The sequence below is a fragment of the Shewanella seohaensis genome, assembly GCF_023283775.1.
Taxonomy (GTDB): Bacteria; Pseudomonadota; Gammaproteobacteria; order Enterobacterales; family Shewanellaceae; genus Shewanella; species Shewanella seohaensis.
Genome location: NZ_JAKILE010000009.1, coordinates 44,177 through 60,173 on the forward strand (window position 1 = coordinate 44,177; position 15,997 = coordinate 60,173).

The 15,997-nt window shown below is 48.2% G+C and carries 11 protein-coding genes and 1 pseudogene; 5 read left to right on the forward strand and 7 right to left on the reverse strand.

The window, feature by feature from the left end:
* Window positions 1-3: 3 nt before the first annotated feature.
* Genes L2713_RS11940 through sdhC form a run of 4 tightly spaced genes read right to left on the reverse strand, consistent with a single transcriptional unit; the run spans window position 4 to window position 3,226 of the window.
* Window positions 4-711, reverse strand: coding sequence for a succinate dehydrogenase iron-sulfur subunit (locus L2713_RS11940; RefSeq protein ID WP_011622413.1), 708 nt, complete (start codon window positions 709-711; stop codon window positions 4-6).
* An 11-nt stretch (window positions 712-722) separates the two neighbouring features.
* Complete coding sequence (gene sdhA / locus L2713_RS11945; protein ID WP_011622412.1) at window positions 723-2,489, reverse strand: succinate dehydrogenase flavoprotein subunit; 1,767 nt, start codon at window positions 2,487-2,489, stop codon at window positions 723-725.
* Window positions 2,490-2,837: a succinate dehydrogenase, hydrophobic membrane anchor protein gene (sdhD, locus tag L2713_RS11950; protein WP_011622411.1), complete on the reverse strand. Its 348-nt coding sequence runs from the start codon at window positions 2,835-2,837 to the stop codon at window positions 2,490-2,492.
* On the reverse strand, window positions 2,831-3,226 hold the full coding sequence (gene sdhC, locus L2713_RS11955) for a succinate dehydrogenase cytochrome b556 subunit (protein ID WP_011622410.1): 396 nt from the start codon (window positions 3,224-3,226) through the stop codon (window positions 2,831-2,833). Before sdhC ends, sdhD begins: the two co-directional genes overlap by 7 nt.
* A 416-nt stretch (window positions 3,227-3,642) precedes the next feature.
* Between sdhC and L2713_RS11960 the strand changes: the two genes are divergently transcribed.
* From L2713_RS11960 to L2713_RS11975, 4 genes are all read left to right on the forward strand, one after another.
* On the forward strand, window positions 3,643-4,929 hold the full coding sequence (locus L2713_RS11960) for a citrate synthase (RefSeq protein WP_011622409.1): 1,287 nt from the start codon (window positions 3,643-3,645) through the stop codon (window positions 4,927-4,929).
* A 284-nt stretch (window positions 4,930-5,213) separates the two neighbouring features.
* Window positions 5,214-6,290 carry an efflux RND transporter periplasmic adaptor subunit gene (locus tag L2713_RS11965; protein ID WP_248968054.1) on the forward strand — a complete coding sequence of 359 codons (1,077 nt, stop codon included), beginning with the start codon at window positions 5,214-5,216 and terminating at the stop codon, window positions 6,288-6,290.
* 12 nt (window positions 6,291-6,302) lie between these two features.
* The gene (locus L2713_RS11970; protein ID WP_248968055.1) at window positions 6,303-9,566 is read left to right on the forward strand and encodes an efflux RND transporter permease subunit; all 3,264 of its coding nucleotides are present in this window, start codon (window positions 6,303-6,305) and stop codon (window positions 9,564-9,566) included.
* Window positions 9,563-12,619 (forward strand): efflux RND transporter permease subunit, encoded by a 3,057-nt coding sequence (locus L2713_RS11975; RefSeq protein ID WP_109287788.1) that lies wholly within the window; start codon window positions 9,563-9,565, stop codon window positions 12,617-12,619. The genes L2713_RS11970 and L2713_RS11975 overlap by 4 nt, the downstream gene beginning before the upstream one ends.
* A 107-nt stretch (window positions 12,620-12,726) precedes the next feature.
* Here L2713_RS11975 and tnpA read toward each other — a convergent pair.
* Window positions 12,727-13,163, reverse strand: a pseudogene (gene tnpA, locus L2713_RS11980) (IS200/IS605-like element ISShes4 family transposase).
* A 184-nt stretch (window positions 13,164-13,347) separates the two neighbouring features.
* On the reverse strand, window positions 13,348-13,680 hold the full coding sequence (yqfB, locus tag L2713_RS11985) for a N(4)-acetylcytidine aminohydrolase (RefSeq protein ID WP_248968056.1): 333 nt from the start codon (window positions 13,678-13,680) through the stop codon (window positions 13,348-13,350).
* A 307-nt stretch (window positions 13,681-13,987) separates the two neighbouring features.
* On the opposite strand from yqfB, the gene L2713_RS11990 reads away from it, so the two are divergent.
* Entirely contained in the window at window positions 13,988-14,206 is a 219-nt protein-coding gene (locus L2713_RS11990) for a DUF2986 domain-containing protein (RefSeq protein ID WP_248968057.1), read from the forward strand.
* A 126-nt stretch (window positions 14,207-14,332) separates the two neighbouring features.
* Here the strand turns inward: L2713_RS11990 and L2713_RS11995 are convergent, their stop codons facing one another.
* Window positions 14,333-15,895 carry an MATE family efflux transporter gene (locus tag L2713_RS11995; protein ID WP_248968058.1) on the reverse strand — a complete coding sequence of 521 codons (1,563 nt, stop codon included), beginning with the start codon at window positions 15,893-15,895 and terminating at the stop codon, window positions 14,333-14,335.
* Window positions 15,896-15,997: the final 102 nt, after the last annotated feature.

Here is a 15,997-nt window from a genome sequence, read left to right on the forward strand (position 1 = left end):
GCATTACACAGCTCGCTTAAGTAGCATTGACTTAATGTGACCAATTGCTTTAGTCGGATTAAGTCCTTTTGGACAGACGTCAACGCAGTTCATGATGCCGTGGCAACGGAACACGCTGTAGGCGTCGTCCAGCTCAGAAAGACGTTCTTCTGTCGCTGTATCGCGGCTGTCGATCAAGAAACGGTAAGCGTGTAGCAGACCGCTAGGACCGATAAACTTATCAGGATTCCACCAAAACGATGGACAAGCCGTAGAACAACATGCACACATGATACATTCGTACAGACCATCTAAATGCGCACGCTGTTCAGGTGACTGTAAATGTTCACGAGCAGGCATCTTCTCATCGTTGATGAGGAACGGCTTGATCTTCTCGTACTGCTTGTAGAACTGAGTTAAATCAACCACTAAGTCACGTACGACTGGCATACCTGGCAGTGGACGAATTTCCAACTTCTTACCTTTGAAGGTAGAGATTGGCGTAATACAAGCCAGACCGTTTTTACCGTTCATGTTCACACCGTCACTACCGCAAACACCTTCACGGCATGAGCGACGGAACGCTAACGTTGGGTCCTGTTCTTTTAACTTGATCAGTGCATCAAGCACCATCATGTCAGAGCCTTCAGCCACTTCAAGGCTGTAATCCTGCATGTAAGGTTTTGTATCTACATCAGGATTGTAACGATAAACTGCAAATTCCAATTTCATCTTTGCAACTCCTAGTAGGTACGTTTCTTCGGCGGGAATGCTTCACGTAACTTAGGCGCCATATTCACAGCACGACGGTCCATGGTTTCAGTCACAGGGTCAAACAGGGTGTGACATAACCAGTTATCATCATCACGCTCTAAATAGTCTTCACGTGAGTGAGCACCACGGCTCTCTGTACGGAAATTAGCAGCATAAGCGGTGGCAATTGCCGTCGCCATCAGGTTGTCTAACTCTAAACATTCAATACGTTGAGTGTTGAATTCACGAGAGTTATCAGACAATTTGGCATTTTCTAAACGCTTACGGATAGCTTTTAACTGCTCTAAACCTTCTGCCATTGCATCGCCACGGCGGAATACAGAGAAGTTTAATTGCATGCAAAGTTGTAAATCTTTACGGATTTGCGCTGGGTCTTCGCCAGACTTGTTGCTTTCCCAGCGGTTTAAGCGTGCTAAAGTCGCTTGAATTTCCGCATCGGTCGCATCTTTTGGATCCGCAGTCTCATCGAGTGCTTTACCTAAGTGTTGACCCGCAGCGCGGCCAAAGACCACTAAGTCGAGCAGAGAGTTACCGCCTAAACGGTTAGCACCGTGTACAGACACACAGGCAATCTCACCTACTGCGAATAAACCAACCACATCTTGCTCGCTGCCGTCGTCATTCTTACGAATAACTTGACCGCTCACCTTAGTGGGCAGACCACCCATCATATAGTGACAGGTTGGCAGAACTGGGATTGGACCATCGGCCGGATCGATATGCGCGAAGGTACGAGAAAGTTCACACACGCCTGGTAGACGGGCTTCTAAGGTCTCTTTACCTAAGTGGTCGAGTTTCAGCAAGCAGTGTGGGCCTAATGGACCATCTAAACCACGGCCTTCACGGATTTCAGTCATCATAGAACGTGCTACCACGTCACGAGATGCTAAGTCTTTCGCGTTTGGTGCATAACGCTCCATGAAACGCTCGCCGTCTTTGTTCAGCAGGTAACCGCCTTCACCACGACAACCTTCAGTCACAAGTACACCCGCACCAGCGATACCGGTTGGGTGGAATTGCCACATTTCCATATCTTGCATCTGAACACCAGCACGCATTGCCATACCAACACCGTCACCGGTATTGATGTGTGCGTTTGTGGTTGATGCGTAGATACGACCAGCACCGCCAGTCGCGAGTACAGTGGCTTTGGCTTTGAAGTAAACGATTTCACCCGTTTCGATTTCAATCGCAGTACAACCTACGATGGCACCGTCTTGGTTTTTCACTAAATCGAGGGCATACCACTCAGAAAACACTTGGGTTTTGTGTTTAACGTTCTGTTGGTATAAGCAGTGAAGCAGTGCGTGACCAGTACGGTCTGCCGCTGCAGCGGTACGCGCCGCTTGTTCACCACCGAAGTTTTTAGATTGACCACCGAAAGGACGTTGGTAAATCTTACCGTTATCGAAACGAGAGAAGGGTAAACCCATGTGCTCGAGTTCAATAATGGCTTCTGGACCGGTTTGACACATGAATTCGATAGCGTCTTGGTCACCGATAAAGTCGGAACCTTTTACGGTATCGTACATGTGTTGTTCCCAATGGTCTTCATGGGCGTTACCTAACGCAACGGTGATACCACCCTGCGCAGAAACAGTATGAGAACGAGTTGGGAATACTTTAGATAAAAGCGCACAGCTCTTACCTTCTTTAGAAATCTGTAATGCTGCGCGCATACCGGCACCGCCGGCACCAATCACTACAGCATCAAACTCACGTACTGGAATACTCACTTAGACACCCCACACAATAACAATGCCGGCCGCCAGATAACAAAAGACGGTGACGACGAAGGTGAACTGTAAAACACCGCGTAACGAAGTGCACTTGACGTAATCCGTCAATACTTGCCATACACCAATCCAGGCGTGAACAAGCAGTGCAACCAGCGCAAGCAGGGTAAACACTTTCATTGGCAGAGCGCTAAACAGGCCGTGCCAAACGTCATAGGTGAGAGGGGAACTACATGCAATAAAGCCAACCATGAAAATGGTATAACAGGCGAGGATTACTGCACTAGCGCGTAGTAGAATAAAGTCATGAACACCACTGCGTCCAAAACTTGCTGCATTGGTTACCATACCCATAACCCCGCTAAAATTGAAAAGGCTACCGTCAGTACAAATACAGCTTTCGCTGAGGCGGTGCCCGAAGCCAACTCTTCCCAACGACCGGTATCCATTACTAAGTGGCGTAGGCCACCGAATAAGTGATAAGCCAGTGCAGTCAAAATGCCCCACATGATGAACTTCACAACGAAGTTATCAAACAGAGATTGTACGCCTGCGAAACTTTCAGCGGAGGCTAAAGATGAATTTAGCAACCAAATAAGAATGCCAACAGCGAACAGCATGATGACACCGGATACACGGTGAAGAATTGACACAATCGCTGTTGCAGGAAAGCGAATGGTCTGCAGATCTAAATGGACAGGTCTTTGCTTTTTCACGTTCTGCTCACTCAGCTCCATTGAGCATTTTTTTTGTTATGTGAACCGCTTTTGTACAAACTTTAAACCGAGGGGTAAATCAGGGCAAAAGTAAACACAAAAGCAAAGTTTAAACAAACAGATAACTATTTGAACACTCACTTATTTAACATGTAAACAAAGGGTGTTTTAACATCATCGTTTGCAGCCATTATTAGGCGGAGGCAAGTATACTCGCGCGAAATGTCAAATACAAACATCACAGAATGCAAATTTTGTTTTTTTAAGGATATTTTCACCTAAGTGCCAGCTGCACCAAGGAAAGTAAAGAGATTTATACCATGGTCTAACAAATTTAAACGCTTATTTAAATTGAAATGTGATCTAGAATGGCTGTAAAGTAATGGCGGTTTGACATGCCGCACTCACAGATAAGAACGAAGTAAGGAGAACGGGGTATGGCTGATTTAAAAGCCAAATTAGAATTACCAGGGAACGACTCGATAGAATTGCCAGTAAAGCAAGGATCCGCTGGTTTTGACGTAATCGATATCAGTAAACTTGGCAGCAAGGGTTACTTCACTTTTGATCCAGGTTTTCTCGCGACAGCCTCCTGTGAATCTGCAATTACCTATATCGATGGCGATCAAGGTATATTGTTACACCGCGGCTATCCAATCGAGCAACTCGCCGTTGACTCAGATTACTTAGACCTGTGTTACCTGCTGCTTTACGGTGAACTGCCGACGAAAGAGCAATATGCTGAATTTGTACACACAGTAAAAACCCACACTATGGTTCATGAGCAACTCGCCTTCTTCTTTAGAGGTTTCCGTCGTGATGCTCATCCTATGGCGATGTTATGTGGTGTCACTGGTGCATTGTCTGCATTTTATCAAGACTCACTCGATGTCAACGATCCTCGCCACCGCGAAATCGCCGCTTATCGCTTAGTCTCCAAAATGCCAACGATTGCCGCTATGTGCTACAAGTACTCTTCTGGCCAGCCATTCGTTTACCCACGCAATGACTTAAGCTACGCAGGCAACTTCTTAAGCATGATGTTTGCCGTTCCTTGTGAAGAGTACAAGGTAAACCCAATCGTTGAACGTGCTATGGACCGTATCTTCATTCTACATGCGGATCACGAACAAAACGCGTCAACGTCAACCGTACGTTTAGCCGGTTCTTCAGGCGCGAATCCATTCGCGTGTATCGCTGCGGGTATTGCTTCTCTATGGGGCCCTGCACACGGCGGCGCGAACGAAGCTTGTCTACAAATGTTAGAAGAAATCGGTTCAGTGGACCGTATTCCTGAATTCATCGCCCGTGCGAAAGACAAGAACGACCCATTCCGTCTGATGGGCTTCGGACACCGTGTTTACAAAAACTTTGACCCACGTGCCAAAGTCATGCGTGAAACCTGTCACGAAGTGTTAAAAGAGCTGAAAGTACAAGATCCATTATTAGATGTTGCAATGGAACTTGAACGTATCGCACTGGAAGACGAGTACTTCATTTCGAAGAAACTCTATCCAAACGTCGATTTCTACTCTGGCATCATCATGAAAGCCATTGGTATTCCAACTAGCATGTTCACTGTACTGTTTGCATTAGCACGTACCGTGGGTTGGATTGCTCACTGGAAAGAAATGTTGGATCAACCAGGTCACAAGATCAGCCGTCCACGTCAGCTATATACTGGCGAGACTGCGCGTGACTTCGTTAGCCAAGATAAACGTTAAACTGCATTTATCGATAAAAGCGCCCTCTGGGCGCTTTTTTATTGATATTTTTTATCCCCGCCCTTCTCTCTCCCATCAGTCCCGCTAGCACAATAGCCAATCTCCCCCCACAGGTTATTTAGCATTTCTCATCACTTTTTAAACTTTTTAGCTACATTTAGTAAGTTTGCCTAATCCACAATCTCATAATTTTAAGTTAATCTACTGAAATTAATGTATTTTTAATTTTGGCATGTTTTTCGCTTTAAGATGGCATCACAAAAATGACAACAGGTAATACTCTTATGGAAAAGTCAAAAATTGCTAAGTTCGCCCTACCCGTGCTGTTAGTGTCAATGTTAGCGGCATGCGGCGAAGAGGAAGTGGCTAAAAAAGAAGAACAATATGCCATCCCCGTCGAAACCACTACCGTACTGCAGGGTAATGTGTCTTCGTTTTATAGCACTACGGCGACCCTCGAAGCTCCGCAGGAAGCCAATGTCGTCAGCCGCATTGCCGGCCTTATCGAAGCCATTAATGTCGAAGAAGGTGACCGGGTACAAAAAGGCCAAATCCTCGCGGTTATCGATGCTAAACGTCAGCAATACGATCTCGACCGCTCCGAAGCCGAAGTGAAAATCATCGAGCAAGAGTTAAACCGTTTAAAGAAAATGAGCAACAAAGAGTTTATCAGTGCCGACTCGATGGCCAAGCTTGAGTACAACCTACAAGCTGCTATCGCCAAACGCGATCTTGCCGAACTACAAGTCAAAGAAAGCCATGTGGTCTCCCCCATCAATGGCATTATTGCTAAGCGTTATGTGAAGGCCGGTAACATGGCGAAAGAGTTTGGGGATCTGTTTTATATCGTCAATCAAGACGAACTGCACGGGATTGTGCATTTACCCGAGCAGCAATTAACTAGCCTGCGTTTAGGCCAAGAAGCCCAAGTCTTTAGCAATCAACAGAGCAAAAACGCTATCCACGCGAAAGTACTGCGCATCAGCCCAGTGGTCGACCCACAGAGCGGCACCTTTAAAGTGACGTTAGCCGTACCGAATCAGAATGCCCATTTAAAGGCCGGTATGTTCACTCGGGTCGAATTGAAGTATGACACCCATGAGAATGTAATAACCGTGCCCTACAGCGCCCTGATCAACCAAGACAACAGACAAGCCCTGTATGTGATTGACGGCACGAGCGCAGACCATCGCGCCAACCGCCGTGAAGTCGAAATTGGTTACCGTGAAGGCGACGCGGTGGAAGTGGTCTCCGGCCTCAAACCCGGCGAACAAGTCGTGACCCGTGGCCAGCAAAATTTGAAAGACCAATCCTTAGTTGAAGTCATTACCCCACTCCATTTGGCCTCAGCGAAGAACTGATAGGAGTCTTTCATGTCAATCATCAGCACCTCAGTTAAACGGCCTGTCACAGTATGGATGTTCATGCTGGCCATTATGTTATTCGGTATGGTAGGGTTTTCGCGCTTAGCGGTAAAACTCCTACCCGATTTAAGCTACCCCACCTTGACCATTCGAACCATGTACGACGGTGCTGCGCCCGTTGAAGTGGAGCAACTGGTTTCAAAACCCATTGAAGAAGCCGTCGGTGTGGTGAAAGGCTTGCGTAAGATAAGCTCTATCTCCCGCTCTGGCATGTCCGATGTGGTACTCGAGTTTGAATGGGGCACCACAATGGATATGGCAAGCCTCGATGTGCGCGAAAAACTCGACACTATCGCCCTGCCACTGGATGTTAAAAAGCCATTATTGCTGCGCTTTAACCCCAATTTAGATCCAATTATGCGCCTCGCGCTGTCAGTCCCGAATGCATCAGAGGCCGAACTCAAGCAGATGCGTACCTACGCGGAGGAAGAACTTAAACGCCGTTTAGAAGCCCTTTCAGGTGTAGCTGCGGTGCGTTTATCCGGTGGTTTAGAGCAGGAAGTGCATATTCAGCTCAATCAGGAAAAATTATCCCAGCTCAATTTGAATGCCGATGATATTAAACGCCGCATCAACGAGGAAAACATCAACTTATCTGCGGGTAAAGTGATCCAAGGCGACCGCGAATATCTGGTTCGTACCCTTAACCAATTCAATTCATTGGAAGAACTGGGGCAAGTCATCGTCTATCGCGACGCACAGACCTTAGTACGTCTATTTGAAGTTGCCACCATTACCGATGCCTTTAAAGAGCGTAGCGATATCACCCGTATCGGCAGCCAAGAGTCGATTGAACTGGCTATCTATAAGGAAGGTGATGCCAACACGGTCGCGGTGGCCAAGAAGCTGCGCGATGAGCTAGTCAAAATCAACCAAGATCCTAAGCAAAACAAACTGGAAGTGATTTACGACCAGTCCGAGTTTATTGAGAGTGCCGTAAGCGAAGTCACCTCCTCTGCGCTAATGGGCAGCATTTTGTCTATGTTGGTGATTTACCTGTTCCTGCGCAATATTATCCCGACGCTGATCATCTCAATCTCCATCCCCTTCTCGGTGATTGCCACCTTTAACATGATGTACTTTGCCGATATCAGCTTAAACATCATGTCATTAGGCGGTATTGCGCTCGCTATCGGTCTCTTAGTCGACAACGCTATTGTGGTGCTGGAGAACATCGACCGCTGCCGTAGCGAAGGCATGAACAAGTTAGATGCGGCAGTGACAGGGACTAAAGAAGTGGCGGGTGCGATTTTCGCCTCGACCATGACCACGCTTGCAGTGTTTGTCCCCTTGGTATTTGTCGATGGTATTGCGGGCGCCCTATTCTCTGATCAAGCCCTCACAGTGACCTTTGCCCTACTCGCATCACTCTTGGTGGCATTAACCTCAATTCCAATGCTGGCCTCCCGCGAAGGCTTTACAGCACTGCCAGAACTCATCAAGAAAACCCCGAAGGAGAAACCCACTACTAAGCTCGGTAAGTTAAAACACTATAGTGCGACGGTATTTTCCTTCCCGATTGTGTTGCTCTTTAGCTACTTACCGAGTGCATTGCTGACTTTAGCGTTAGTGATTGGCCGTTTCTTCTCTTGGCTGCTTGGGTTAGTGATGCGCCCACTCAGCAGTGGTTTTAACTTTGTTTACCACGCTATCGAGTCGGTTTATCACAAACTATTGGCAATGGCGCTGCGTAAACAAGTCGCCACTTTGTTACTGACCATAGGGATCACTGGCGCCTGTATTAGCTTGCTCCCCCGCCTTGGCATGGAGCTCATCCCACCGATGAACCAAGGGGAGTTTTATGTGGAGATCCTGCTGCCTCCTGGCACTGCGGTCGGTGAAACCGATAAAGTACTGCAACAACTCGCGATGTCGATTAAAGATAGACCCGAAGTCAAGCATGCCTACAGCCAAGCGGGCAGCGGCGGCCTAATGACCTCTGATACCGCACGTGGTGGCGAAAACTGGGGACGTTTACAGGTCGTACTGAGCGATCACACGGCTTACCATCAGGTGACACAAGTGCTGCGTGATACCGCGCGCCGCATTCCAGAGCTGGAAGCTAAAATCGAGCAACCTGAACTCTTTAGCTTTAAAACCCCATTGGAGATTGAGCTTTCGGGTTACGATTTACACTTACTTAAGCGCAGTGCCGATAATCTGGTTAAGGCGCTTTCCGCCTCCGATCGCTTTGCCGATGTGAATACTAGCCTGCGTGATGGTCAGCCAGAACTCAGCATTCGCTTCGACCATGCTCGCTTAGCCGCCTTAGGCATGGATGCGCCCACAGTCGCCAATCGTATTGCCCAGCGCGTTGGCGGTACAGTTGCCAGCCAATACACAGTCCGCGACCGCAAAATTGATATTTTAGTGCGTAGCGAACTGGATGAGCGGGATCAAATCAGTGATATCGATGCACTCATCATCAACCCGAACAGCCAGCAACCGATTGCCCTAAGCGCCGTGGCCGAAGTGTCATTGCAATTAGGCCCCTCGGCGATTAACCGCATCAGCCAACAACGAGTGGCCTTAGTATCGGCCAACCTTGCCTATGGCGACTTAAGTGATGCGGTGGCCGAAGCGCAGCAAATTTTGTCTGCACAGGTGTTGCCCGCCTCGGTTCAAGCACGCTTTGGTGGACAAAATGAGGAAATGGAGCATTCATTCCAATCACTGAAGATTGCGCTGATCCTAGCGGTTTTCCTGGTGTACTTAGTGATGGCGAGTCAATTCGAATCACTGCTGCATCCGCTGCTAATTTTATTCGCCGTGCCGATGGCGCTGGCAGGTAGCGTGCTTGGTCTTTATATCACCCAAACCCATTTGAGTGTGGTGGTGTTTATCGGCCTTATCATGCTCGCGGGGATTGTGGTCAACAACGCCATCGTACTGGTAGATAGAATTAATCAGCTGCGCACCGGAGGCGTGGACAAGCTTGAGGCCATTAAGGTCGCGGCCAAATCCCGTCTGCGCCCGATTATGATGACCACCTTAACCACCACCTTAGGTTTGCTGCCAATGGCGTTAGGTTTAGGCGATGGCTCAGAAGTCCGCGCACCGATGGCGATTACTGTGATCTTTGGTCTGAGCCTCTCGACCCTGTTGACCCTGATTGTTATCCCTGTGCTCTATGCCCTGTTTGACCGTAAAAAGTTTGAACATACCGCCACAGCGCAAGACAACACGGCAGAAACCGCGGAGGCTCGCCTATGAACCTCACCCGTTTAGCGATAAAACGCCCAGTCACCACCAGCATGTTTTTCTTTGCTATCTTGCTGTTTGGTCTGGCTTCTAGCCGCCTACTGCCGCTCGAAATGTTCCCTGGTATCGATATTCCGCAAATCGTGGTGCAAGTGCCTTACAAAGGCTCAACCCCAGCGGAAGTCGAGCGCGATATCACTAAGGTGCTCGAAGAGTCCCTCGCCACTATGGGCGGTATCGATGAGCTCGAATCTGAGTCTTCCCAAGAAGGCGCTGAAATCGAAATCAATATGAAATGGGGCGAAAACGTTGCGACTAAAAGCTTAGAAGCGCGGGAAAAAATCGATGCGGTGCGACACTTATTACCCAAGGATGTTGAGCGGGTGTTTATCCGCCAATTCTCCACCGCTGACATGCCGGTATTGACCATACGGATTTCGAGCGACCGCGAGCTTTCTGGCGCATTCGACTTGCTTGATAAACAGCTCAAGCGCCCGCTGGAGCGGGTCGAAGGGGTGTCTAAAGTCAATCTCTATGGGGTTGAGCAAAAGCAGATTGAGGTCAGGATCAATGCCAACCGCCTCGCCGCCAGTGGCTATTCGGCAACCGAGTTACAGACACGTCTCGGCCGCGAAAACTTTGTACTCAGCGCTGGCACCTTAAGGGAAAGTAATCTGGTTTATCAGGTGTCTCCTAAGGGCGAATTTCGTAATTTAGAGGACATTAAAGCCCTAGTGCTATTACCGGGGCTGACCTTAGGTGACGTTGCCGATGTGCAATTTGCGCTACCTGAACGGGTCGAAGGTCGTCACTTAGATAAGCATTACGCTGTGGGTCTGGATGTGTTTAAAGAATCCGGCGCCAACTTAGTGGAAGTGTCTGATCGGGTATTAAAGGTGATTGAGCTTGCCAAGCAAGATCAACAATTCCAAGGTATCCGCTTGTTTATCATGGAAGATCAAGCCTCTGGGGTAAAATCTTCCCTCTCGGATCTGCTGCTGTCGGGATTAATCGGCGCCTTGCTGTCTTTTATCGTGCTGTATTTATTCCTGAGAAACTTCAAGATGACCTTGATTGTGGTGTCCTCAGTGCCGATTTCGATTGGTATGACACTGGCCGCCATGTACCTGCTAGGTTACAGCTTAAACATTCTGTCGATGATGGGGCTGTTATTAGCGGTCGGTATGCTTATCGATAACGCTGTAGTGGTCACCGAGAGTGTGCTGCAGGAGAAGCAAGGCAAAGCCACCAATAGCGCAGAGGATAATGAAAACGCGGTCATGACAGGGGTCGATAAGGTCAGTCTTGCCGTACTTGCGGGCACTATGACCACGGCTATCGTGTTTTTACCCAATATCTTCGGGGTAAAAGTCGAGCTCACCATCTTCCTTGAGCATGTGGCGATTGCGATTTGTATTTCGCTGGCGGCCTCACTGTTAGTGGCTAAAACATTAATTCCATTGATGTTGACTAAGTTTCACTTCGATATCGCGCCAGAGAAAGCACCGGGTAAGTTGCAAAACTTCTACAACCGTAGCCTCAATTGGGTGCTGCTGCGCCCTTGGCGTTCAGGCCTAATTTCGGTGGCCATTTTGGTCTCTACCGCCCTGCCGCTGTCGATGGTCAAGCAGGATCAGGAGGACAGCCAAAGCAAGGAGCGTATTTACATCAACTACCAAGTAGAAGGTCGCCATAATCTCAATGTGACCGAAGCAATGGTGAGCCAAATGGAAGAGTATCTTTATAATAATAAAGAGGAATTCCATATCGACTCAGTGTATAGCTACTATGCACCTGACGATGCTTCCTCGGTGATTTTGCTGAAAAAAGACCTACCTATGCCACTGGATGAGTTAAAGAAGAAAATCCGCAGCGGTTTTCCTAAATTCTCCATCGCGAAACCTCAATTTGGCTGGGGTAATGATAATTCGGGCGTACGTGTCACGCTCACAGGTCGCTCCACCTCGGAGCTTATCCATTTGAGTGAGCAAGTTTTACCCCTGCTCTCCAATATCAAAGGCTTAGTGGATGTACGCTCCGAAGTGAACGGTGCGCAGCAGGAAGTGGTGATCCGCATTAATCGGCAGATGGCGGCACGACTGGATTTAAAACTCAACGAAGTGGCCTCTAGCATCTCCATGGCACTACGTGGTTCACCGCTGCGCTCATTTAGGCACGATCCCAATGGGGAGCTGCGTATCGAAATGGCCTATGAGAAGGAATGGCAAAAATCCCTCGAGAAGCTCAAGCAACTGCCCATCGTGCGTATCGACCAACGCCTGTATACCCTTGATAACCTTGCCAGTATCGAGATTTTACCTAGGTTCGATACCATCAAGCACTACAATCGCCAAACCTCGCTTTCAATCGGCGCGAACTTAGACAAGCTCACCACAGAGGAAGCCCAAACTAAGATCAAACAGGTGATGGAAAACGTGCGCTTCCCGAATGGTTATAACTATTCGCTGCGCGGTGGGTTTGAGCGTCAGGATGAAGATCAGAGCGTCATGGCTATCAATATGCTGCTTGCTATTGCCATGATTTACATCGTAATGGCGGCGCTGTTTGAATCTTTATTATTACCGACGGCGATTATCACCTCGATTCTGTTCTCGATCACAGGCGTCTTTTGGGCTTTGCTGCTCACAGGCACGCCTATGTCAGTCATGGCCATGATAGGGATCTTGATTCTCATGGGAATTGTGGTGAATAACGGCATCGTATTGGTCGACCAAATCAACCAAATGACGCCTGAACTCGATAAGCTGTCAGATACCATACGTGAAGTTTGTATTACCCGTCTGCGCCCAGTGCTAATGACGGTAGGAACAACAGTGCTGGGCCTAGTGCCACTGGCGATGGGCGAAACCCAAATCGGCGGCGGTGGTCCACCCTACTCACCGATGGCTATCGCCATTATCGGCGGTTTGTCGTTCTCAACGGTGACGAGTCTGTATTTGGTTCCCTTGTGCTACCAACTGCTCTACAGAATGCGTTATCGCGCCGCGGTGCGCCTAGGTGAATCAAACCGCATCGCCCAAAAACTCTTACCTTGGACGGTATAGTGAATTGATGTTTGCGATTTAAGTTCGCATTCCACTTGGAAAGTAAAGAATCCGCCTTCTTAGAAGGCGGCTTTGATTTGCCCCTGGAAGGGGCTATTTCCTTACACCTACTTCATCTGTAGCGACAATTGAGCATCATGCTCTAGATCTTGCTTATCTTGATGGCGAACATAGCGTCTTATGATTTCCTCATTTACGCCTACCGTATCAACAAAATAACCCCTCGCCCAAAAGCTATTTCCCCATAACTTCTTACGAACATGAGGGAATTGTTAAAAAGCCTTATTGCGCTCCTACCCTTCAATATCCCCATTAATGTGGATACTGACAACTTTGGGGGAATTATCACGACTAGATGCACATGATCTATCTGGACGTTTAATTCTAAGACCTCACAACTTTTCATATTGCATAGAATATAAATCGACCTGTAGAGCTCTTTACCAAGGTTACCTTTTAGAATTTTGAATCTGTACTTAGGCGTCCAAACGATATGATATTTACAACGCCAGTAAACATGTGATGAACTTCTGTAATCGCCCATGTTTCTCGTTTCCTCTTACTTGTGGTGAATAAGAAGGTCTCTTTTAACATGGGCGTTATTCAGGCTATAGCCTTAAGGGACAATCACCACCGCCAGAGGCGGTGGTTTTGGGATGACAATAAAAGGCTGGCTTGCATCAAAACAAGCCAGCCTATTTTTTATTAATAGCGCTTAATCAATAGCGTTAGTCAATAGCGTCTGCCGTTGTACTCAAAACACAAAAGCGAATTTGAAATAACTGCTCAAGGCCGGGATAAATCTCTTGGATCACTCGGCGCAGCTCTGGCAGCGTCATATTCTCCTGCGCTGCATGTTGCTCTGTCAGCGCAGAAAACAACACAGGCACAACCTCAATGACCTTGATATCACAAAACCAACGGTCAGCTTCGAAGGTCGATACTGGCAAAATTTGTCCAGCGAACACATGGGACTCGGCTTCATCCCTTAAGGTAATGGTCTTAGCTCCCGATAAAATATCTGGCTCGAAACGCTCAAAGAAAGTGATTTTGGTTAACAAAGCGCCTCCATAACAAACACTCACGTAGTATGCGGAACTTAACGACTGTTAAATCTGCATTTATTTACTTAAACCGTTTAAAGGTCAATACTTTACTGATCGTCAATATAGCGGTTATGGCCATGGGTGAACAGTACGGTAAACAAAATAGCTCATACTTTAGCGCGGTAATACCCAGCTAAAACTTAGCCACCATCCTCTTAGGCAACAGCAAAACATGGAGAGATTGGCAATATTCAGTTAGAATCCAGCTTTAATTGAGCCACTGGACTCAGCCTGTATAGGCAAAAACCGAATTAGAGATGTTATGAACAAGAAGCAAAAGATCGTTAAGAAGATGGCTAAGCGCGAAAAAGCCAAACAAAACAAAATCGAGAAACCCAAAGTGGGTGCAAAACCGCGTTATATTTCTAAAGCGGAGCGCGCGCGTCTCGAAGCCGAAACGCCTGAAGCAGTAGCTTTAGAAGCAGCGCAAGATAGCGCAGGTACCGATGCATCTAGCGCGGAAGATAAGGCTGCGAGCTAAGCCGCTTTGTGTCGTGACGCTCAGAATGCTCGCACTCGCATAAAACGCTTTCCCGTGAATGCGGATATGCCAAACATAAAGGCCACTTTTTAGTGGCCTTTATGTTTTATCAGTTTTTATGACTCTTTAGGGCGTATTAGGTTTCGCTTTATCAAAATCCACCGCAGCCGTGGCCGCCTCGCATTCCTGCTCTTCGGTCAATTGCCCCATTTGCACATGGGAGGATGAAAACGGACTCGTAGATGAAGGCAGATTTTGGCCAACACAATTAGCAATTTCTTCCTCATCCCCCGCCAGCAGTTGTTGGCACTTAGCCTGCGCCTCTTCGGTATCGTTCCCCAAGGGCTGTGCTGCGTTTGCGCGGCTTGCCAGTGCGACTTTATCGACTAATCGGTAAGCCACCCACACACCCATGATCCCAAACAGAATCGAACCCAATACTTGGCCGATTAACACACCGTATACCCCGCCCCACTGCGCGCCAAAATACACGAATGGCACAGTGCCTAACGTCGCTTTACCAACGTTAAACAAGGTAGAGTATTTGGCTTTGCCCAGATTATTAAACGAAGCATTGGCCACAAATAAAATGCCTGAGAAGGTAAAAAACACCGCGATATAGCTACAGAAAAACTCGATAAGCGCCGCGCTATCGCCTTTCATATCGAATAGGCTCACCACCTGCGATTTGAGCAAGAACAGTAGCAGCGACATCACTACCACATACAAGGTACAAAATTGAATCGCCTTGGTTAAACTTTCGCGCACCCGGTCGAATCGACCCGCCCCAAAGTTTTGCCCAACAATCGGCCCAATGGCGCCGGATAACGCAAAAATCATCCCAAAGGTGACCGGGACTAACCTGCCAAGCACCGCCCAACCGGCCACATAGGCATCACCGAAATCCGCAATCGCGCGGGTCACAAAGGCGTTACCAATGGGCGTAGCGATATTCGTCAGCATGGCAGGCCCGGCAATGGCGAAAATCGGTTTGAGATCGGCAACAAAATAGCTGAAGTTAAATTTGCCCAGCAGTTGATGTTTTACCACCACACCGCGCCCGGCAATGATAAAGACCGCGATACGGGCAAGCACCGATGCCAGTGCCGCGCCTTCAATCCCCATGGCAAACAGGAAAATAAAAATCGGATCCAGCACCGCATTAACGCCGCCGCCCGCTAAGGTCGACATCATCGACAGCTTCGCATCCCCAACGGCACGCAGCGCACCGCCAAGGGCCATCGCAAGGCAAATAAAGGGTAAAGAAGGCACCAAAATGTACAGATAACTCTCGGCCAGTTCCGCGGTATGGCCGCTCGCCCCTACCAAAGTCACTAATTCGGGGATAAAACAGGTCACCACCACACTCACAAAAAGGCTGATTAAGGTGGTCACCGCCGCACTATTGAGCAAGAGGCGTTTAGCCAGCTCCACATCCTTTGCACCAATCGAGCGGGAAACTAACGCGCCGAGCGCAATCGACAGGCCGATACCGATAGAAGTCGTAAAAAACGAAATACTGCCCGCATAGCCCACCGCCGCGGCCAGTTCATGTTCGCCGAGTAAACTTAAGAAGAAAATATCGAGTAAATCGACCACAAATAAGGCAGAAATCCCCACGGCAGCGGTCGAACTCATCACGAGGATATGACGAAGAATCGAACCTTCAACGAATTTGGCTTGGGTCATGGGGTTGTTTTACCTTGATCTATTGGATGGACTGACATCAAATCCAGTCTGCGGCTCTCGCCACTTAAGCAGTCTCTTGAGTTAGTAAGCCTACCATGAGGC